The organism is Paenibacillus pabuli NBRC 13638 (genome assembly GCF_001514495.1).
Classification (GTDB): Bacteria; Bacillota; Bacilli; order Paenibacillales; family Paenibacillaceae; genus Paenibacillus; species Paenibacillus pabuli.
Genome location: NZ_BCNM01000008.1, coordinates 1 through 19,545, shown reverse-complemented (window position 1 = coordinate 19,545; position 19,545 = coordinate 1). Strand labels below are relative to the sequence as shown.

The following is a 19,545-nucleotide window of genomic DNA, read 5'->3' as shown; positions in this document are numbered from 1 at the left end:
ATCGTTAAGCATTCAACCAAGAAAGAAGGTTAGAACATGCCAACAACCTGCAGCCGCCGGAATGGACAGCGTCCCGAAGGCCAAAAATACGCCTTTTACCGGTATTTTTCTATGGGCGGGATTGAAATCATTTTCAATGCGTTCACCCGGATGGATTGGTTGAAAAAACTGAACCTGAGGGTGCGAAGAACGTTCGGACGAATCGCCGGCAATAAAGCAAATAAGGAGTGTAAAGTGTTTTCGGTGAATGCTGAGAGCTATATGATTCCAAGGAGGACTGTTAATGCTCAGGAAAAGATTCAGGTACCTGCTGCTTTGTCTCGCGATGCTGCTGATGCTGCCGCAATGGAGCGGTGCGGCTGCGGCGGCAGACAAGGCGCCCGATGCGAAAGATTCGATGTCGGCGTCGACAACGGCGGTGTCGGAGGTGTCAAATCTGTATAATACGATTATGCAGGTAGGAGCCGACCCTTGGGTTTACAAGCATACGGACGGCTATTATTACAACGTTTTTGTCAACGCCAGCGGCATCATGATCCGCAGATCGATGACCATTACCGGCATTGAAGCGGGCGAGAGGAGACTAGCCTGGACACCGGTTAAGGGTACCATGTACAGTTCCAATGTTTGGGCGCCCGAAATGCACTATCTCAAAGATACCGATGGCAAATACAAATGGTATATTTACTTCGCGGCTGACAACGGAACCAACGCAAACCACCGCATGTATGTGCTGGAGAACGCGAGTGAGAGTCCGATGACCGGAACCTGGGAGTTCAAAGGGAAAATAACCGATTCCACCAACCGCTGGGCAATAGACGGCACGGTGCTGACTGTAGATGAGAAACACTATTTCATCTGGTCCGGCTGGGAGGAAACGGATGGGAGTTTCCAAAATCTATATATTGCGGAAATGAGCGATCCACGGACCATCAGCTCGCAGCGGGTATTGATTTCGACGCCTGACCATGATTGGGAAACGTCCCCGGGCAGGATCAACGAAGGTCCCCAAGTCAATATACGCGGCAACACCATCAACCTAGTCTATTCCGCAAACGGAAGCTGGACAGACAGTTACTGCCTCGGACTGATCACGGCCAAGATTGGCGACGATTTGATGAACCCCAGCTCCTGGGTAAAACAGGACAAGCCGATTTTCTCCAGCGCCAACGGCGTTTACGGCCCGGGTCACCACAGTCTCACCACCTCTCCCGACGGCAGTGAGGACTGGATTATCTACCATTCCGCCCGCTGGCCAGGATCAGGGTGGACCCGCAATGTCCGAGCGCAGAAATTCACCTGGAACGCAGATGGAACGCCAATCCTGGGGGAACCCGTCGATCCGAACAAACCGATTGCCACGCCTTCAGGGGAGCCGGCACGTCAGCGCTATGAGGCGGAAGCAGCCCTGTTGGTGAAAGATCCCAGCGGCGGAACCGGTCCCGGCGTTTGGTGGGAAGGTACCGCTTCCAACGGGAAGAAGATCGCCAATATCAAGAACGCCAATGATTATGCTCAGTTTACAGTCAACGTGCCAGAGGCGGGATTTTATGTGCTGTCTGTGCGCAATGCCAACGGTTCATCGAATGGGGCAGATGCCTCCCATATCTTGTCGGTCAACGGCAGTTCCGGCGCCCGTTTGAACATCGTCTATGCCGGTTGGAATCGTTGGGGAGCCTCCACGGCGAAAGTCTATCTTAAACAAGGCAACAATACCATCCGTTTCTCGACGGGTGCCAACCTTGCCGAAATTGACAGCATGGATATATTCAAGCTTGATGTTGCGTCGGAAATTCTTTTCGATTCTCCAGGGTACACGCTGGGGTTAGGTGAAAGCCGCAGTTTGCCCGTGTATACGGTAACAGGTACTACCTATTCCCCTGTGGACAGCGGAGTTTCCTTCAGTTCTTCCAACAAAGAGGTCGCTGATATTGATGGGATTGGGGTCAAGGGACTCAAGGCAGGCAGCGCCACGATCACCGCGACATATAACGGAAAGACGGCTACAGCCACGGTTACCGTTGCCGCTGAACCTAAGTCTGTGCAGTCCATTGCCATCAGCGGATTGAACCACATCCTGACCAGCGGGCTGACAGGGCAACTGCAGTTAACAGCAAACTACAACACCCATGAAGTTCAGGATGTGACCGCCGACGCCACTTACTTCAGCAGCAACCCAGACGTGGCCAAGGTCACGGTCACCGGTCAGGTATATGACACTGGGCCGGGGCATACGGTGATTACAGCCGTATACGGCGGCAAGGAAGCAAAATTCAACTTGACGGTAACATCTGATCCGTCTCAGGTTCCTCAGATTCTTTCTCAAGTAAAGACTCCCTCCGGAGTGACACCTAGGCTGCCCGGCGTTGTTGATGTCAATTATAAGGGTGAGATAAGCATCGCCGAGGTCAGCTGGAAGCTGGAAGGAATATCCTTCAACTCACTAGGCACGGTTCAGGTTCCTGTTATATTGACACTGAATGGCGAGAAGAATCCAGCTACCATTCCCGTAGAAGTGATCCCGGGATGGGGTCTTGATGAGATTGTAGATATCATGCGCAGCAGGATAGTCGGTTTCTCATATCCGCTGGGCAAAGGCTTGGGAACCTATAGTCAAGATGCGTATAATGCTCTCTTGGCTGAGCTGGATCATGCGGAAGAGTTGTCCGTAGACCCTGATCTGCGTGAAGAGCAGTTTGAGGAGGCGCTGGATCGCCTTGCTGAAGCGGAAGCAGCCCTGCTAGACTCACTTAACCTTACCGAGGATGGCGTGACCTATAACGCCTACCGGGATTTCTCCGGCGATGAGACGGGCAAGTACCCTTACGGCATTACCATCGAAGCTCTGACCAATAGCGCTACTGCCACTGTGCAAGAAGAGGATGGTAATAAGTTTCTTCGGCTGGCCACTACCACGGTTTCTGGCAAGGCAAACCTGTTCCTGCCCTATGCAGGCGAGGTCAAGGCAGAAGCGGATCAGCACATCGTCATAGAGTATCGTGCCAGATTAAACAGCAGCTTTCAGTACGCCAATGGTGCCATGGTGAGAAATGACAGTGGCACAGGTAATTATTCCATGGTCACGGCTTTTGATATGGGTAAAATGATCGTGCAGAATGGAGCTTCCAAGAAGCCGGTTAAGGACGTTTCCTACAATACATGGTACAAAATTAAAATGGTGGCAAACTGGGACGCTAAGACTTATACCGTTTATATCAACGATGATCCTGTTCCGGCGGCCACTGACTTCCTCTTCCGTCATACAGGCGGTAGTAAGTTGACCGGCCAGCTGTTCGGCATCGACGGCTACGCCAACGCTTCAATCGACTTCGACGATTTCAAAGTCATGGTTAAGGGAGGATCGGAAACCCCGCAGATCACATCCGCGGTTCTTTCGCCTGAAGTTCCGAATGGCCAAAATGGCTGGTACACGCATCCTGTAACGGTAAGTTTGTCAGCAAAGGCCCCGTGGGCAAGCGTTGCAAAAACCGTCTACAGTCTGGACGGCGGGGCAACTTGGCAAACCTATACGGCACCGATCACATTCAGCCAAGACGGTACTTACACGGTTACCTATCGTTCGACTGATCCAGCAGGGAATGAGGAGATTGCGAAAGCCGTCAGTTTTAAACTGGATTCGAAGGCGCCAACTATAGAAGTTGCCATTCCTGAAGACGGCAGCATCCATGAAGATAGCGGGGATTTGACCCCTTTGGTGACTATGCTGGATACGGCATCGGGAGTCGACAACAGCAAGACGATGGTGACGCTGGATACGTATTCTTATCCGGTTGGCACGACGGCCCCACTCTTTTCATTGCCGCTGGGAACACATACGCTTGAGGTGTCTTCAGTTGATCTAGCCGGCAATCCAGGCAGTAAAAGCGTTGTTTTCCATACTGTGGCAAGCATCCATTCATTAAAGGCATTGGTGACGCGTTTTGCCGAGAGCAAGGAAATCGATAATGCCGGAATCGCCCGTAGCCTGCAGAAAAAACTGGAGAATGGCAATTTGAACAGTTTTGTTAACGAGGTGCGGGCGCAAGACGGAAAACACATATCGAACGATGCGGCAAACTATTTACTTAGGGACGCACGCTTCTTGTTGTCCCGGCAATAATGTGAAGGAAGCATTAACTCTGGCATTTAAATGAAAAGCTAACGCAAACGGGAAAGGTAAGCCCAAAAGGACGCGAGCGAATTCGCGTCTTTTTTTCTGGTACGTGAAAAACAAAAAAAACTATAGAAAAACCTAGAGATTTTTAAGGTATGCACCGGTGGGACTACGATACAGTATAAACATCATCGAAAAGCAATTAACCAAGAAAGAAGGTTAGAACATGCCAACAACACCTGCGACCGCCGAAACGGACAGTGTGCCGATGGCCAAACAAGCCTTTTACCAGACCAAGAGGTTTCGGCAGAATATTCCGCTGTTCCTCATGCTCGTACCGGGGATCCTGTATTACGTGATATTCCGGTATTTTCCTATGGGCGGACTTGTGATCGCTTTCAAGGATTACAATTTCCGCGATGGCATTTTGTCCAGCCCTTGGGTGGGACTCAAGTATTTCAAGATTTTATTTCAGTCCGACGCTACGCTGCAGATCATCTGGAATACCCTCGAATTAAGTATTCTGAATCTGATCTTCGGTTTTCCCGCGCCGATCATTATCGCCATCGCGCTGAATGAGGTTCGAAAAAGATGGCTGAAGCGATGGATTCAAACGATTATTTATCTTCCCCACTTTCTGTCATGGGTCATCGTAGCAGGGCTGGTTCTCACCTTGTTTTCGATCGATGGCGGCACCGTTAACAAGCTGCTGGAGCAATGGGGAATGGAGCCGGTGCCGTTTTTGTATCGGATCGAATCCTGGGTTGCGATCTTTATCGGCTCCGGGATGTGGAAGGAAATGGGGTTCGGTGCCATTATCTATCTCGCCGCCCTTTCGTCCATTGATCCCAGCTTGTACGAATCCACCGCCTTGGACGGCGCGGGTAAGCTGAGACAGATCTGGCATATTACGCTGCCGGGCCTCCGTCCTACGATTATCCTTCTGCTGATCCTGGGCATGGGCCGGTTGATGGAGGTAGGGTTCGATCAGGTTTACAACTTGCAGAATCCCACAGTCCTGGAAAAAGCCGAGGTCATCAGCACCTATGTGTACAAAGTGGGGCTGCAGAAGGCCCAATTCAGTCTGACCACGGCCATGGGTCTATTCGAGTCCATTGTCGGCTTGGTGCTGCTGTTGTCGGCTAACGCACTGGCCAGGAAATTCGACCAGGGATTATTCTAGCCCATGCTTCCGAAGCAAGTTTTGTACGAAGCTTATCCGGAAAGCAGGGCTCACAAAACTTTAAGGGAGGGGACCTGCATTGAGAGAGTCGGCTAGCGGAAGGGTTTTTTCGTTCTTCGTTCACACTGTTTTAATTATCATCGCACTCACCTGCATTCTGCCTTTCCTGCATTTGATCGCTTTGTCCATAAGCGAAGGGCAGGCAGTGGATCTGGGACAAGTCTTGTTCTGGCCGGCGGGCCTTGATTTCACCGCTTACAAATATTTTTTTCAGAACACGCCAGCCTTGCGGGCGTTTGGCAACAGCGTCATCATCACGTTGGGCGGAACGGCGCTTAGCATGCTGACTACGGTTCTGACGGCGTATCCTTTGTCCCGCCGTTATCTGTATGCCCGCAAGCCGCTCACAACGGCCGCGCTATTTACGATGTTGTTCAGCGGCGGCATGATTCCCACGTATCTGGTGATGAACAATCTGCATTTGACGAACACGTACTGGTCCTTATGGTTCGTTGGGCTGATCAGTACCTATAACATGTTAATCATGAAAAGCTTCTTTGAAAACATTCCGAGTGAAGTGACGGAATCGGCTCAGATTGACGGCTGCGGAGAGACGCAACTGCTTTTGCGCATTATTTTGCCTTTATCCCTGCCCATGCTGGCCACATTGACGTTATTCTACGGCGTTGGTTACTGGAACATGTTCATGAATGTCATTCTTTACATCAATCGAACGGAACTGCAGAATCTCACGGTCATTGTCCAGAGCATGCTGCAGATTCAGAGCATGGACAATATGATGGCGATGGATATCATGCAGCAGCAGGAGCTGATCTCCGAGAAACTGAAGGCGGTAGGAGTTATGGTGATGGTGGTGCCGATGCTGGTGGTATATCCGTTTTTGCAAAAGTATTTCGTTCAAGGGATTATGCTGGGTTCCATTAAAGGTTAGCGGCAACACATCTATTCATTATAGATCATGGGTCGAGAGGAGCTTGTAAATGTTAAAACAAACATCCAAGTGGAACAAAAGGGTCTGGTCATCCGCAGTACTGGCTATCGTGTTGACGGTGGGGGCTGCCGGCTGCAGCCAGCCAAAAGAAGAGGGGCAAAGCGGAGATAAACCTGTCATTACCGTGTCAAACTATGACAGAGGCAATATCCCGGCCGCGGAGGGAACCGTGGAGGAGAACCGCTGGACCAAATGGATTAATGAACATTCTCCGGTGGAGGCCAAGTTTGTGCCCGTGCTCCGGTCGGAATCGACTCAGAAGCTAAATGTGATGTTCGCATCCGGCAGCGCGCCGGATATGGTCAATGATTATGATACGGGCTTCAGGGATTCCCTATATCAGCAGAAGCAACTGCTGCCCCTGGACGATTACTTGCAGTATGCCCCTGAATATGAAAAATTGCTGGAGAAGTATCCCCAGCTGCGCGAGGTGGGCACCAAGCCGGATGGCAAGCTTTACGAAATCGGCAAAATTAACGAGCCCCATCTGCAAAGCGTGGCGTTTATCCGGGTGGATTGGTTGAAAAAGCTGAACCTAGAGGTGCCGAAGACGACCGAAGAGCTGATTACAGTCTTGAAGGCTTTTGTAGAGCAAGATCCTGACGGCAACGGCAAGAAGGATACGTACGGAACGAATATAAGCTATACCTCCGGCGGCATGGTCGATTCCATGTTCGGCTCGAGCGGTTGGGCCATCACGGCTGACGACAAAATCATCCGCAGCTGGGATAACACGTTGGAGGCGACGAAATTCAAGAAGAGACTGTTCGACGAAAGACTGATCGATCCGGATTACCTGGCGGACACGAACGGTTCCAAAGCTAAGAAGGATTATTTGAACGGCAAGGTGGGCGTTTTCCTTCCTCCGCAAATCAACAACTGGTTTGAGAGTACGGTCACCGATATCAAGACCATCAGAAAGGTGGTCCCGGATGCGGAAATTGCGCCGATGATGCAGCCCGAGTCTCCTGTGGGACAGTTTACCCATCACGTGACCAACCCGATACAGATGACAACGGTGGTTAACGCCGCAGCAAAAGATCCCAAGGCTGTGATGGAATATATCAACTTTATGCTCCAGCCGGATACGTCGCTGACGTTGAGAAAGGGGTTGGAGGGAGAACATTGGAACAAGTCAGCGGACGGTGCACCCATCGTGATTGATCCCGACAAGAATACGAAGGAAGTGGATTGGGCCGCGGACTACACCATGTTCTATTCTCTCCCGCAGAACGAATCTTTGACCTCCGTATCGGCATTTAATGTAGAGGATCCGGATCAGAAGGCGGGGCTGGAGATGATGAAGCAGGCGGACCAGTTCTTGCTCAATCCGGACGCCAAATATCCCGCTCTGAGTCACTACGAGCATATGCCGGTTCTGCCAAGCGATCTGGTGGTTATCAATACCAACGTGAGCAAAGAAGTGAGCGACATCATTGTCAAAGGAATCATCGGTGGGTCCAAATATACGGCCGAGCAAGCTATTGCGGATGCAAAAGCAGCCTGGGATAAAGGCGGTGGCAAGCAGATCGAGGAATACATGAATACGTGGTATCAAGAAAATAAAGACACGGCCTTCCTGGGCGATGATGTACTGGAAATGGTCCGCTCCCAGCTAAAGTAAAGTTCGGACGGAGCACTGGGAATAGAATAAGGACTTGGTCCGGTAGAAGCCGGGCCAAGTTTTGTTTTAAATCATGATGAAAGGGGTTACAATCGGATTACATCATCGTTTCGGGGAGGGAGCCAGACTGAATCCGATAAGTTGGCCGGGGAGAATTGCCGGAGAAATGAAGGGCAGCTTCAAGTTGAAGCTGATTGTACTGCTCTCGTGTATGGTCACGCTAGCCTTTGCATTAGCGGGATGGCTGGTCTACCGCTTAAATGTCCAATTGATGGAGGACGAGATCAGCAAGCAGTTCTCCATTGCCAATGAACAGGCTTTGGCCCGGCTGGAACTCACCTTCCAAGAGGTAAGCCGGGTATCCCAATCCATTATACTGAACCCTTCTATAGAATTGTTTGTCACAGAGAGCCTTGATCCCGGAGGTGATCTCTATACGCAATACAAGAACCGTAAGTACGTAGAAGAGCAGCTGATCACGCTGCAAGTGGATACGCCGTCGATCCGTTCCATCTTTCTGTTCAATGAAAATGGAGATTTGGCTATTCGCTCCCAAAATGGGGCATCAGGGGAACCCGGACCTGAAGAAATGGCCATGTTGATGGGCAAGCTGGAATCGCATCGGGGGAACTTGGTCTGGGGGCGGACCAGTCTGCCCAGTGCCGTCGATCCCGGCGGCGGCCGGACGGTGCTGATCGCCGCCAGACGGATGCTCAATGATAAGCTGATCCCGTACGGAACCATGGTGGTGGTCATGGAGGAAAGACTGGTGTCCAAGATACTGCGGGATCTTACGGAGAACGGCAACGGTAAGGTACTGTTGCTGGAGCCTCTGGAGGGACTGCTCTACGCCAATATGAATCAGGAGGAGACGGAACAACTCATGCGCTTGATCGAAGCCGGCGATCCCGAATATGTCAAGATGAGTGGGGTCACCTATTTATTTGTCCGTCATCGTCTGGAACCGGCAGGATTCACGTTATATGGAGGGGTTTCTCTGGAAGAGATTCAACGTAAAAACAAAGACATCATCCATATCTTTGTTATTGCTGGAATTGGCGTCGTGCTTCTTAGCGCGCTGCTGATAACGATTTCTACCAGAACCCTGCTGAAGCCTCTGGCCGATCTGCTGCGGGGACTGCGCAAATTGCGCTCGGGGGATTTCTCGGCTCGGATCAGCGTCCGTTCCGGCGATGAGCTCGGTTTTATCGGCGAGAGCTTCAACAGCATGGCGGAGCAAGTAAGCACTCTGATCAATAAAGTGTACCTGGCCCAGATTAGCCAGCGGGAGTCGGAATTAAAAGCCATTCAGGCACAGTTGAACCCTCATTATCTGCATAACCTGTTCAATGAACTGTATTGGAAGCTGTATAACGACGACCAGGCGGAGGCGGCTCTACTGATCAACGCCATCTCGGAGATGCTGAAGTATTCGCTTAAATCCGTCAAGACCGATACGACACTGGGAGAAGAACTGCAGCAGATACGGAATTACATTAAGATACAGACCGAATTGTTTACCGGCGAGATTGAAACGATTATTCAGGCCGAAGAATCGTTGCTGGGTCTGCGGATGATGAGATGCCTGTTGCTGCCGGTGGTGGAAAATGTTTTTGTGCATGCCTTCCGAAATATGGATGAAGACCGGGTGCTCAGGGTGAAGGCGGCTTTACGGGACGGAGCGCTGCATATCGAGGTGGCTGACAACGGCTGCGGCATGGATGACAGCACTTTATATGCTTTGAGGGAAGCTAAGGATGCGCTGCCGGAGAACAACAAAACGGGAATTGGCTTTAACAGCGTGTTGCGGCGGATTGAACTGGTGTACGGGGCTCCTTACGAAGTAGAGATTTCCAGCGTCAAGGGAAAAGGAACGACCGTACACATCAGGCTTCCCATTCAGACGATGCCGCAAGAGTACTAGGCTATACTTCCGAAGCGAGTTTTTCACGAAGCTTATCAAGAGGTAACGCTCACAAAACTTTTAGGAGGGAAATGGATGAAAGCCAAGCTGTTTATCGCCGAGGATCAGCCGAATTTTCGCAAAGGATTGCTCAAGCTGGCCGGGAAACGGTCCGCCGAGTGGGTGGTCGCGGGAGAAGCGGCAAATGGCCGGGCCGCTCTGTCTTCAATGGAGCAATGCGTCCCGGATTTGCTGTTAACCGATATTCGCATGCCCCATATGGATGGGCTCGAACTGGCCGAGGAAATCAAGGCTCGCGGCTGGGGAACCAAGATTGTGATCATCACGGGATTCAAAGATTTTGCTTACGCCCAGTCCGCCCTCAAGTTTGGAGTGCTGGATTTTATCACGAAACCTTGCGTAGAAGCGGATGTATTAGACATGCTCGACCGGACCTATTTACGGCTGATCGAAGAGAATCAGTCCGGGCGGCTAGTGGAGGATTGGAAGCGCCAGCATGAGGACAGCCAGCTTCACTCAGCGATTATGGGCATGTCCTGCAACAACGGAGAGGTGGAGGCTTTGCTCGGAAGGATGAAGGAATGCGAGCTTTACTTTCTTAGCATCCCTTCCTATATTTCCTCGGAAAAACATTATGCCGCCCAGGATATGCCGCTATTGCAATTTGCTCTCGGCAACATTGTCAGAGAGCATTTGCATAAGTGGTATGGCAGCAGCTTCAGGTTTTTTTCCTTGAGTTCATCGGAATGGGCTTTATTGGCGGATAGGACGGATTCCCAGCCGGAAATGCCTACTTCCTGGTTGCAGATCCTCACCGATTCGATTCAGCAGTATCTGAAACTGGCGCTTGCCTGCTGCGGACAAGGACGATGCCGTACGGCGGAGGACCTGCGTCAGGCTTACGAGCGGTATTGCAGCGGGCTGGACCGGGAGGCGGCCTCTGAGCGCAGTACTGGCTATAAATCTTTACTTAACCAGACGGCGCTTTACGAAAAGGAGAAGGAAATCGTATCCTGGCTTATGTCGGGAGACAACGGCAGGTTGAACAAGGAGCTTCTAGATCAAGAGGTACGGATCAGCAGTATGCCCCTGCAAACCGCTAAAATCGAAGCCCTGCTCCTGGCCACAGCCCTTCTCCGGCTGGTGCAAGTACAGTTTCCTGTATGGCGGATGGCTGCACGTTCCATCGAGTGGGGTTCCGTCTACAAATGCGAGACGCTCGAAGAGATTGTGGCTTGGCTGCAGGTATACAGCCATGAATTCCTACTTTCACATAACAACTGGCTTGCCGGCAAAAAAGCTAATCCGATCAAGCAAGCCATCCGGTTTATCGAAGAGAAGTATATGGACGAATGCGGATTGGCTAAGGTGGCGGCGCATGTTCATCTCAACCCCAGCTACTTCAGTAACCTGTTCAAAAAAGAAACCGGCGAAAGCGTCACCGGCTATATCCAAAACCTGCGCGTACAGAAAGCGAAGATCCTGCTCAAAAGCACCGACATGAAAATTTTCGAAATCGCCCAAGCCATCGGCTTTAACGATTCCAATTACTTCACGCATACGTTCAACAAGGTAGCAGGGCTCTCGCCCAAGGAATACCGCAAGCGGACAGCAGAGCCGCCGCAGGGAGTCGCGGATGGATTTTGATGCGGAGGGGCAGTCTGATTCTCTTGAGGTAGCTTGGAATACCGCGGCATTTATGATCAAAGTTGTAAATAATAAATACGTATTAAAATTAGATTGAACATTCTTTCTAATAGACTGCGAAGGAGAAGCGCGATGTTCGACAAATACAAAAATTCACCAAAAAAGTGCTGGATACAACGCTCAGACTTCTCCGGGAGAATGGCTTGCAGGCTACCTTGATTTCAATTAACCCATTGAACTAACGAAGAAACGTTAGCTGGATAAAAACAAAGACAGCCGATCAATGATCGGCTGCATTTATTCAACTGACTTGCTGTATATTCTACAGTGGTCTTATTGGAGAAATTACTGTTTATTGGAAATGCCTATTAATCATAGCAAATCTTTCAAAGTAGCTTATACACCGAGGCTTCGCAGGCTGCTGCGCAGATATTTTTTCTGACTAAGAACAAAACTTTTATGCTTGTGACTTCAAAGATTTAAATTAGTTGAGTATGTTAGAACCTGAGAAACCGTTGTAAATTAAAGCTTTCTCAACTCATGCAAAATATCTTCCGGATCCAAACGCTGCATAAAGTCAGGATTCACATAAGCGGAACGGATAATTCCAGATTCGTCGATCATGAATGGGCAAGACCCAGCTGTTCATAGCGTTGTATTCGGTTAGATCCATGCCTACTTGTTTCATAATGTTCTAGAGGTAGTCTGGAACGTCGTAAAGAATATTATAGAAAGCAGCTACGAGGCCATTTGTATCACTAAGAACTTGGAAGGACAACTCTTCTTTCTCCTGTTGAGAAAGCGTGTTGTCCGGACTTTGCGGGCTCACTGCGATCAGTTGGCCTCCCAGTGCTTCAATATCCGGAAGTATTTTCTGATAGCTCTTAAGCTGTGTGTTACAGAATGGACACCATCCACCTCGGTAGAAGGTCAAGACAACAGGTCCTTTGGACAGTTCATCATAAAGGTTAACCGTTTCTCCCAAAGCATTTTTGAGTGTGAGATCCTTCGCTTTTGCTAAATCTTGAGTTAATGACATGTATTACTCCTCCTTATTATGATTTATCGTATTTTGCCGAAGCATAAAATAAAATGTGGCGAATTGGCTGAGGGCATGTCTCAGCCAGTAGAACATGAGGGTGCTAAGGCCATTTTAGACTGGAAGCTCAACCTGTTGATTGATGGTCAAAATCCGTGAGGTCGCGAGGAAAATGTGTCATCTTAGTTGGAAGAGGGGATTATACTCCCCCTATTAATCTTCCATCATCGTTGTTAAAGCCTTAATTTATTTTCTTGCCACATCATTAGGCAGATATTTCAGTTGATGAGTCGTCATATGAATTGAACCTGTGTTGCCTGCGCAAATGGATGATTTGGGCTGTCAAACCAATGGTGAGAATGGTGAGAAGAGCGGCTTGAGAACCAAGTAGAATTGGTGAATTCAGTTCGGCGACGATGGGGTTTTCGTCTGGAACACGGGTCAGTATTTCGGTAACAGTCGGCAACATCAGCAGAAACGCGGTCAGGCTGAGGAAGATGGTTTCAAGGTACTTACCGGTTCGCCCAAAGCTTGAAATACGCCCGACACTGTATCCGGCGAGCAAAAGAAAGATCGTTGCTGTACTAATGACATAGCTTACCGACTGATGAGCGATGGGGAATACCGTGATAGCGCCGACCATCATCGAAATGAAGTAGAGGATGCCGGACCTTGATCGAGGGACAATCCGACCGAAGCGTACAAACATATAGGCAGCCAGTGGAATGGCGGGCAAGCTACTGAGCGTATGCACCCAGCCTAGTGATGAGATTCCAAACATATTTTGTCTCCTTTCAGTCCTTACGAACAACGGTGATTAGTTTTAGTCTTATGCGAGTCGATGCTAGAGGCTGGCAGTGTCTATGAACTAATCGGTAATGACAGGAAGCATCGACATTTAAACCTGCACATCTAATGAGGAATGTGCCGGCATCGTGAGTCCGCCTTCTCTTAGTCATGACCCACTGTAAGCCATATAATATTAAAATTGTGGGTAGCGGTGCTGAGGTGGTATTATCCCCTCATGGTAGACAGTGAAAAAAGAGGACATGTTACAATGAACTCAAACACTGGATACCGGAGGGGATTTTTGTTATGTCAGCGAAGAAAGGCCAAACCTTTAATCGATATAGCGAAGAAACGAAGAAAGAGGCCGTTCGTCTGCGAATGGAAGAAGGTTGGGCGTACAGTCGGATCATGGAGAAGTTTGGGATTAAGAGCGAGAGTCAGATTATTACATGGGTTCGTAAAAGTCAAAACGGAGAGAGTTTTGAGGATTACCGGGGACGTTGGACGAAGAAGCATTTTAGTGGTGCAGAAGAAGAAAATGTTTATTTGAAAGCGCAGGTAGAATATCTAAAAAAGCTCAATCCGAATTTGCACGGAGAGGGAAGCTGGATTTCGAAGCCCGGTGCCAGTCCGTTCGAAAAATAAGCAAGTGGGCACCTGTGGTTTGGCTGTGTAAAATGGCTGAAATTTCACGTGCAGGTTACTACAAATGGAAGAAAAACGCTGCCCTCAGAGAGAAACGAGCAGATCGGGATGCGGACTTAAAGCACATATTATTGGCATTCACCGACTTCGTCCTTATTTCGGCTACAAACGTATGCGAACCGCGTTAGGAAAGGAAGGCCTCGTGGTGAATCACAAGAAGGTACGCCGCTTAATGAGAGAACTTCAGATTCGTTCCGTGATTCGCAAGAAACGCCCATTTGCTGGCCGGAAACCGTCAGTTCTGTTCCGTAATGTCCTAAATCGGGAATTCTCGGCGGCAGCTCCTGTGCAGAAGCTCGTGACGGATATTACGTATGTCCGGATTGGGCATGATTTTTGCTTATCTCTCGGTGGTGATGGATCTCTACAACAACGAAATTGTAGCCTGGGAATTCTCCGAGCAAAATGACTTAAGATTCGTTACGGACACGGTGAAGAAACTGAAATGTGGATCTTCCTTGCTCCATTCGGACCAGGGGTTTCAGTATACAACACAGAGTTATGCCAAGTTGCTTGAAGAAAAGAAGCTCACCGGAAGCCATTCTCGGCGTGGGAACTGCTACGACAATGCTTGTATTGAGTCATTCTTCTCCCACTTAAAGACGGAGAAGTTGTATTTGGAGAAACCTCAGAATCTGGAGCAAGCAAGGAGCCAAATTACGGAGTATATTTCGTTTTACAACATGGAACGTTTCCAAAACAAACTGGGCGACCTCTCCCCGATTGAATTCCGGGAAAAAGTCGCCGCTTAATAAAATTTCTTTTTTTATTGTCTACTTGACGGGGCTATGACCAACCTAAGGTTGAGTGATGTCTTTTTTTGCTAAGGCAGTATCCCTTGCGCAAGGGCTTGAAAAATAGCTTCGTTCAAGGAGTGCTTGCGTGTCGGGGCTGCGCGGCATTGTGTTGCCATCGATGGTGTCGAACACGACATCGACTCCGCGGCCACCCGTTTCTCGCATGATGGCGTCGGCATTTTTCAAAAGAAAAGAGTGTCTATTATATTGAAGAGGCAGCTTGTGCTACAGGCGAACATGATGATCCGAACAGCGCTGTTGGCATGGGTAATGCTAGCACCTTAAGGAGTTTGTAGCTATGGAACTATAGTGGTCAGGAGAGCCTAACCTCGGCTAGCGCTTCCGTACGGAGTCATCTCATTGCGTTTGCCGCGGAAGAATCCCGTTTGAACCGGGGTAAATCGATTGATTTAAAGGAATAAGCAAAAGAAATAATGGCTGCACAAGAAGTTACCGAGCAGCAAAAGATATAAGCAAAGTTTTAGTAGCGATTGCTTCCGGGAATGGGGGAAGCAATCGCTATGTTTTTTTGCGGATATTTTTATTTTTTGTCCGCCACATGTGTACAATAAATAAAAAAGATGATACATTGAAATTAGTTTAATTCCTTTTATAACAGGTTTTTTTGAAGAATACTATGTCTCCTGTACGAGGACATACGTATATCGAGGAGGGAATGGAATGTCAAGTCAAGCATTGGACCAATTTTTAAGTTCGAACATCGAAGATCTAAAGACTAAAGGTTTATATAACGTCATCGATACGCTGCAGGGCGCAAATGGTCCTGTTATTCGTATCGACGGAAAGTCCCTAATCAATTTGTCTTCCAATAACTATTTGGGACTGGCAACAGATTACCGCCTGATTGATGCTTCAGTTAAGGCGTCGCAGACATACGGGGCAGGCGCAGGGGCTGTGAGAACAATTAATGGTACGATGGATCTTCATATTGAGCTTGAAGAAAAACTGGCCCGTTTCAAAAAAACGGAAGCCGTTATCGTGTATCAATCGGGATTTAACTGCAATATGGCTGCTATATCCGCGGTAATGGACCAGCATGATGCGATTTTATCAGATGAGCTGAACCACGCTTCGATTATTGATGGCTGCCGCCTGTCGAGAGCCAAGGTGATTCGCTTTAAGCATTCGGATATGAATGATTTAAGACAGCAGGCGAAAGATGCCAAGGAATCCGGTCAGTACCATAAAATTATGGTCATCACCGACGGGGTTTTCTCCATGGATGGTGATATAGCAAAGCTGCCCGAAATCGTGAAAATAGCAGAAGAATTCGATCTGATTACTTATGTGGATGATGCCCACGGTTCGGGCGTTCTCGGAGCAGGTGCGGGAACCGTGAAGCATTTTGGATTGTCCGACCGCATTGACTTTCAAATTGGTACTCTTTCCAAGGCGATCGGCGTTGTCGGCGGTTATGTGGCGGGTAAAAAACAACTGATCGAATGGTTGAAGCTGAGAAGCCGTCCGTTTCTGTTCTCGACATCGCTACCTCCGGCTGTAATCGCTTCTTGCAGCGCTTCTGTCGACATTTTGATGAATGACAAAGAGCTGATCGAGAAGCTGTGGGAGAACGGCAATGATTTGAAAAATGGCTTGAGCCGGCTTGGATATGATGTAGGCCAAAGCGAAACGCCGATCACACCCTGTATCATTGGCGATGAAGTAACCACCCAACAGTTCAGCAAACGGCTCTATGAAGAAGGCGTTTACGCCAAGGCAATCCTGTTTCCGACGGTTCCGAAAGGAACCGGAAGAATACGCAACATGCCGACAGCTGCCCATACCAAGGAGATGCTCGACCAGGTGATCTCCGTTTATGAGAAAGTTGGCAAGGAAATGAAGCTGATTTAGCTGCATTCGCGGGAGTATATTTCGGGAGGAATGTCTTATGAACAAGATTTTGGTGACCGGAGCACTGGGCCAAATCGGTTCTGAGTTAGTTGTTAAATTACGTGAAATTTATGGTGCGGATCACGTCGTTGCTACGGATCTCAGGTCATCAGCCCACGAAATTACCCGATCCGGGCCATTCGAGCTGCTGGACGTGACGAATGATAAGGCGATGTTCGAAATCGCCAAGCGGTACGAAGTTGATACCGTCATCCATTTGGCTGCGCTGCTGTCGGCTACCGCAGAGGAGAAACCGCTGCTTGCCTGGAATTTGAATATGGGCGGATTGATGAATGCACTTGAAATATCCAGGGAGCTCGGCTGCCAATTTTTCACTCCAAGCTCCATTGGATCTTTTGGTCCTTCGACTCCGAAAGACAATACCCCGCAGGATACGATCCAGAGGCCCAATACGATGTACGGCGTGAACAAAGTGTCTGGCGAACTGCTTTGTGATTATTATTTTCACAAATACGGCTTGGATACCAGGGGGCTGCGATTCCCAGGTTTGATATCTTATATGACGCCTCCCGGCGGAGGAACGACGGATTACGCGGTGGAAATTTATTACGCAGCCGTGACGGCTGGCCGGTATACATCTTATATCGCCAAGGACTCAAACATGGACATGATGTATATGCCGGATGCCCTGAACGCTATCATCGAATTGATGGAAGCGGATTCTTCCCGGTTGATGCACCGAAATTCATTTAATGTCACCGCAATGAGCGTGGATCCGGAGGCGATCGCTGAAGCGATTCGGGATGAGTTTCCCGGCTTTATTCTCGATTATGACGTTGATCCGAAGAGACAGGCGATTGCCGATAGCTGGCCGCATTCCATTGATGCGACGGCAGCGAAAACAGAATGGGGATTTCATGCCCGCTACGACCTGAAGGCGATGACGAAGGATATGCTTTCAAAGCTAAGCGAGCGACAAATGCTTCGCAAGGCTTAAAGTTATTATGAATTCGCTGTGCAAAGCGAGTAGAAGTACAAATGAAGCTACATCAAGAGGTTTGGCGTTACCCGGACCTTTTGTTGCAGCTTCTTTTTTTCATCCTCCAGCCCAGACATTTCCGTGTCTGTGGCTTATCAGATAAAGAACACTGACAATGTTGAAGGACAAGAACATTGTTCTATTCATAGTCGCCTAATAGGGCGGCTTTTTGTTGATTTAGATTATCGTCTGTATAGAACAAAAATAAAACGACTTTTCATTAAAGTAACGGACCGAATAGTTCCATTATGTGGTATTATTTGGATTGAAGATAAAGCTCTACGGAGGACGTACAAAATATGTAGGAAAGGGTGTAATTATGAAATTAAATCATCTGAACCTAACAGTTACTGATGTTCCAGCTGCTCGCGAGTTTTTAGAGACTTATTTTGGTATGAAATGTGAAGGTACGAGGGGAAACGCATTTGCAGTTATGTTTGATGATGAAGGCTTTATTCTCACTCTAATGAAAGGTAAAAACGTACTCTATCCAGTGACTTTTCATATCGGATTTCCCCAACCGACCGAACAAGAGGTTGACAGGATATATAGTCTTTTAAAAGACAATGGCTTCGAAGTAGACGCACCTAAGCATGCACACGGTTATACTTTTTATGTTGAAGCCCCAGGTGGATTTACTGTTGAAGTCTTGTGTTAATCTCTAGGTCTGAGTGATTTTCACCATCAATTACTAATCGTATGGAAAAGAATCTAGATAGAAGAACGCGTCCGAGTATTCAAGCTAAGAAAAAAAGTCCCCACGAACGCGTTCGCAAACTCAACATCAAAACACGAAGAAGCCTCCGACCTGGTTCGTTCTTCGTGTCGAGAAAGTCCGACTTGGAGGAAAGGTGTCAAGGGACAAGAACATGGTCCCATTGAAGTCGCTATTTTAGCGGCTTTTTTTATTTTATCGGTACAAGTTCTTGTCCCGTGCCAAGGACAAGAACTTGTACCGATTGCCGGAATGGACAAGAACATAGTTCGATTGCCGATTAGATGTATATCTAACGATGAGCACATGCACTTAAAATCTCATTAAGTACCATAATACAAGAATGTGTTCACATTGTTATGGAACAACAGACACGATGAGAGGTTAAAGACGCGTATTAAAGAGCGAAATGTCGGACTGAAACTAGCTGTTGAGGACAAGAACTTGTTCCGATAGCCGAAATGGACAAGAACAAGTTCCTATTGCCGATTAGGCGTATATCTAATCGTTATTTTGTCGTTAATTCATTAAACTAACGGGTAGGTTAGTTTAATGATTTCTTTGTTTTCAACATACTTATGATAAAGTAAAACAGGGGGATGGAAATGAGAATAGCAAAAAGTATTGGGGTAGTATCTTCAATTTGCACCATGATACTATGGATTATATTAGCTTTATTAAATCCTTACACTCATGAACGTGCTGAGAATGATGTTATCATAAGCACATTATTTTCGCTTTTGGTTCCAGCTTGTTTAGCATTGTTAGCATCCGTTATCAAAAAACCATCACTTATGTTTGTTGCATTTGTCTGGTCACTTCCTATCAGTCTATATTTGACGATGACTCCAAGTATTTTTAAGTTGTTTGGAGTTACTTCTTTTATGTACCTCATATCTGGTGTTTTGACGATTAGGGAAATTAGGTCACGACTTAAGGGGATTAATTAGGGATAGAATTGACTTTGAATCATTAGAGAAATATGAACATACATCATTACGCTAAACGGGAAACGATAGCATAATAAACAGCTGATCCATGTGATCGGCTGCTTTTATTCAACTAACGGGCAGGATACTTTCAAG

The 19,545-nt window shown here is 48.2% G+C and carries 14 protein-coding genes and 1 pseudogene; 13 read left to right on the top strand and 2 right to left on the bottom strand.

Going from position 1 to position 19,545, the window contains the following annotated elements; genetic code table 11:
- Positions 1-36 precede the first annotated feature (36 nt).
- The 7 genes from PPA03S_RS33900 (at position 37) to PPA03S_RS12350 (ending at position 11,504) form a co-directional block, all read left to right on the top strand.
- Entirely contained in the window at positions 37-444 is a 408-nt protein-coding gene (locus tag PPA03S_RS33900) for a hypothetical protein (protein ID WP_245683589.1), read from the top strand.
- Positions 326-4,120 (top strand): family 43 glycosylhydrolase, encoded by a 3,795-nt coding sequence (locus tag PPA03S_RS12375; protein ID WP_245683588.1) that lies wholly within the window; start codon positions 326-328, stop codon positions 4,118-4,120. The genes PPA03S_RS33900 and PPA03S_RS12375 overlap by 119 nt, the downstream gene beginning before the upstream one ends.
- A 220-nt stretch (positions 4,121-4,340) precedes the next feature.
- Positions 4,341-5,297: an ABC transporter permease gene (locus PPA03S_RS12370; protein ID WP_062323260.1), complete on the top strand. Its 957-nt coding sequence runs from the start codon at positions 4,341-4,343 to the stop codon at positions 5,295-5,297.
- 79 nt (positions 5,298-5,376) lie between these two features.
- Entirely contained in the window at positions 5,377-6,249 is an 873-nt protein-coding gene (locus PPA03S_RS12365) for a carbohydrate ABC transporter permease (RefSeq protein ID WP_062323258.1), read from the top strand.
- A gap of 49 nt (positions 6,250-6,298) precedes the next feature.
- Complete coding sequence (locus PPA03S_RS12360; protein WP_062323256.1) at positions 6,299-7,933, top strand: extracellular solute-binding protein; 1,635 nt, start codon at positions 6,299-6,301, stop codon at positions 7,931-7,933.
- Positions 7,934-8,006: 73 nt separating this feature from the next.
- The gene (locus PPA03S_RS12355) at positions 8,007-9,857 is read left to right on the top strand and encodes a sensor histidine kinase (RefSeq protein WP_245683587.1); all 1,851 of its coding nucleotides are present in this window, start codon (positions 8,007-8,009) and stop codon (positions 9,855-9,857) included.
- Positions 9,858-9,932: 75 nt separating this feature from the next.
- Positions 9,933-11,504: a response regulator transcription factor gene (locus PPA03S_RS12350; RefSeq protein WP_062323254.1), complete on the top strand. Its 1,572-nt coding sequence runs from the start codon at positions 9,933-9,935 to the stop codon at positions 11,502-11,504.
- A gap of 694 nt (positions 11,505-12,198) precedes the next feature.
- Here the strand turns inward: PPA03S_RS12350 and PPA03S_RS12345 are convergent.
- Entirely contained in the window at positions 12,199-12,543 is a 345-nt protein-coding gene (locus PPA03S_RS12345; RefSeq protein WP_245683586.1) for a peroxiredoxin-like family protein, read from the bottom strand.
- Positions 12,544-12,561: 18 nt separating this feature from the next.
- Between PPA03S_RS12345 and PPA03S_RS33285 the strand changes: the two genes are divergently transcribed.
- Positions 12,562-12,702, top strand: coding sequence for a hypothetical protein (locus PPA03S_RS33285; protein ID WP_167666018.1), 141 nt, complete (start codon positions 12,562-12,564; stop codon positions 12,700-12,702).
- A gap of 106 nt (positions 12,703-12,808) precedes the next feature.
- On the opposite strand, the gene PPA03S_RS12340 is transcribed toward PPA03S_RS33285, so the two are convergent.
- Positions 12,809-13,324 (bottom strand): hypothetical protein, encoded by a 516-nt coding sequence (locus tag PPA03S_RS12340; protein ID WP_062323252.1) that lies wholly within the window; start codon positions 13,322-13,324, stop codon positions 12,809-12,811.
- Between the two features lie 314 nt (positions 13,325-13,638).
- On the opposite strand from PPA03S_RS12340, the pseudogene PPA03S_RS12330 reads away from it, so the two are divergent.
- The 5 genes and pseudogenes from PPA03S_RS12330 to PPA03S_RS12305 all read left to right on the top strand — a co-directional run bounded on the left by PPA03S_RS12330 (position 13,639) and on the right by PPA03S_RS12305 (position 19,410).
- Positions 13,639-14,789 (top strand): annotated as a pseudogene (locus PPA03S_RS12330) (IS3 family transposase).
- A 726-nt stretch (positions 14,790-15,515) separates the two neighbouring features.
- Positions 15,516-16,706 carry a glycine C-acetyltransferase gene (locus tag PPA03S_RS12320; RefSeq protein WP_062323247.1) on the top strand — a complete coding sequence of 397 codons (1,191 nt, stop codon included), beginning with the start codon at positions 15,516-15,518 and terminating at the stop codon, positions 16,704-16,706.
- 37 nt (positions 16,707-16,743) lie between these two features.
- Positions 16,744-17,703 (top strand): L-threonine 3-dehydrogenase, encoded by a 960-nt coding sequence (locus tag PPA03S_RS12315; protein ID WP_062323245.1) that lies wholly within the window; start codon positions 16,744-16,746, stop codon positions 17,701-17,703.
- Positions 17,704-18,064: 361 nt separating this feature from the next.
- On the top strand, positions 18,065-18,403 hold the full coding sequence (locus tag PPA03S_RS12310; RefSeq protein WP_062323243.1) for a VOC family protein: 339 nt from the start codon (positions 18,065-18,067) through the stop codon (positions 18,401-18,403).
- Between the two features lie 662 nt (positions 18,404-19,065).
- Positions 19,066-19,410 (top strand): hypothetical protein, encoded by a 345-nt coding sequence (locus tag PPA03S_RS12305; RefSeq protein WP_062323242.1) that lies wholly within the window; start codon positions 19,066-19,068, stop codon positions 19,408-19,410.
- Positions 19,411-19,545 lie beyond the last annotated feature (135 nt).

Bases quoted from the DNA above. Each gene is read 5' to 3' on its own strand.
- PPA03S_RS33900 (WP_245683589.1), top strand. From the start codon at position 37: ATGCCAACAACCTGCAGCCGCCGGAATGGACAGCGTCCCGAAGGCCAA.
- PPA03S_RS12375 (WP_245683588.1), top strand. From the start codon at position 326: ATGCTGCTGATGCTGCCGCAATGGAGCGGTGCGGCTGCGGCGGCAGAC.
- PPA03S_RS12370 (WP_062323260.1), top strand. From the start codon at position 4,341: ATGCCAACAACACCTGCGACCGCCGAAACGGACAGTGTGCCGATGGCC.
- PPA03S_RS12360 (WP_062323256.1), top strand. From the start codon at position 6,299: ATGTTAAAACAAACATCCAAGTGGAACAAAAGGGTCTGGTCATCCGCA.
- PPA03S_RS12355 (WP_245683587.1), top strand. From the start codon at position 8,007: ATGATGAAAGGGGTTACAATCGGATTACATCATCGTTTCGGGGAGGGA.
- PPA03S_RS12350 (WP_062323254.1), top strand. From the start codon at position 9,933: ATGAAAGCCAAGCTGTTTATCGCCGAGGATCAGCCGAATTTTCGCAAA.
- PPA03S_RS12345 (WP_245683586.1), bottom strand. From the start codon at position 12,543: ATGTCATTAACTCAAGATTTAGCAAAAGCGAAGGATCTCACACTCAAA.
- PPA03S_RS33285 (WP_167666018.1), top strand. From the start codon at position 12,562: ATGATTTATCGTATTTTGCCGAAGCATAAAATAAAATGTGGCGAATTG.
- PPA03S_RS12340 (WP_062323252.1), bottom strand. From the start codon at position 13,324: ATGTTTGGAATCTCATCACTAGGCTGGGTGCATACGCTCAGTAGCTTG.
- PPA03S_RS12320 (WP_062323247.1), top strand. From the start codon at position 15,516: ATGTCAAGTCAAGCATTGGACCAATTTTTAAGTTCGAACATCGAAGAT.
- PPA03S_RS12315 (WP_062323245.1), top strand. From the start codon at position 16,744: ATGAACAAGATTTTGGTGACCGGAGCACTGGGCCAAATCGGTTCTGAG.
- PPA03S_RS12310 (WP_062323243.1), top strand. From the start codon at position 18,065: ATGAAATTAAATCATCTGAACCTAACAGTTACTGATGTTCCAGCTGCT.
- PPA03S_RS12305 (WP_062323242.1), top strand. From the start codon at position 19,066: ATGAGAATAGCAAAAAGTATTGGGGTAGTATCTTCAATTTGCACCATG.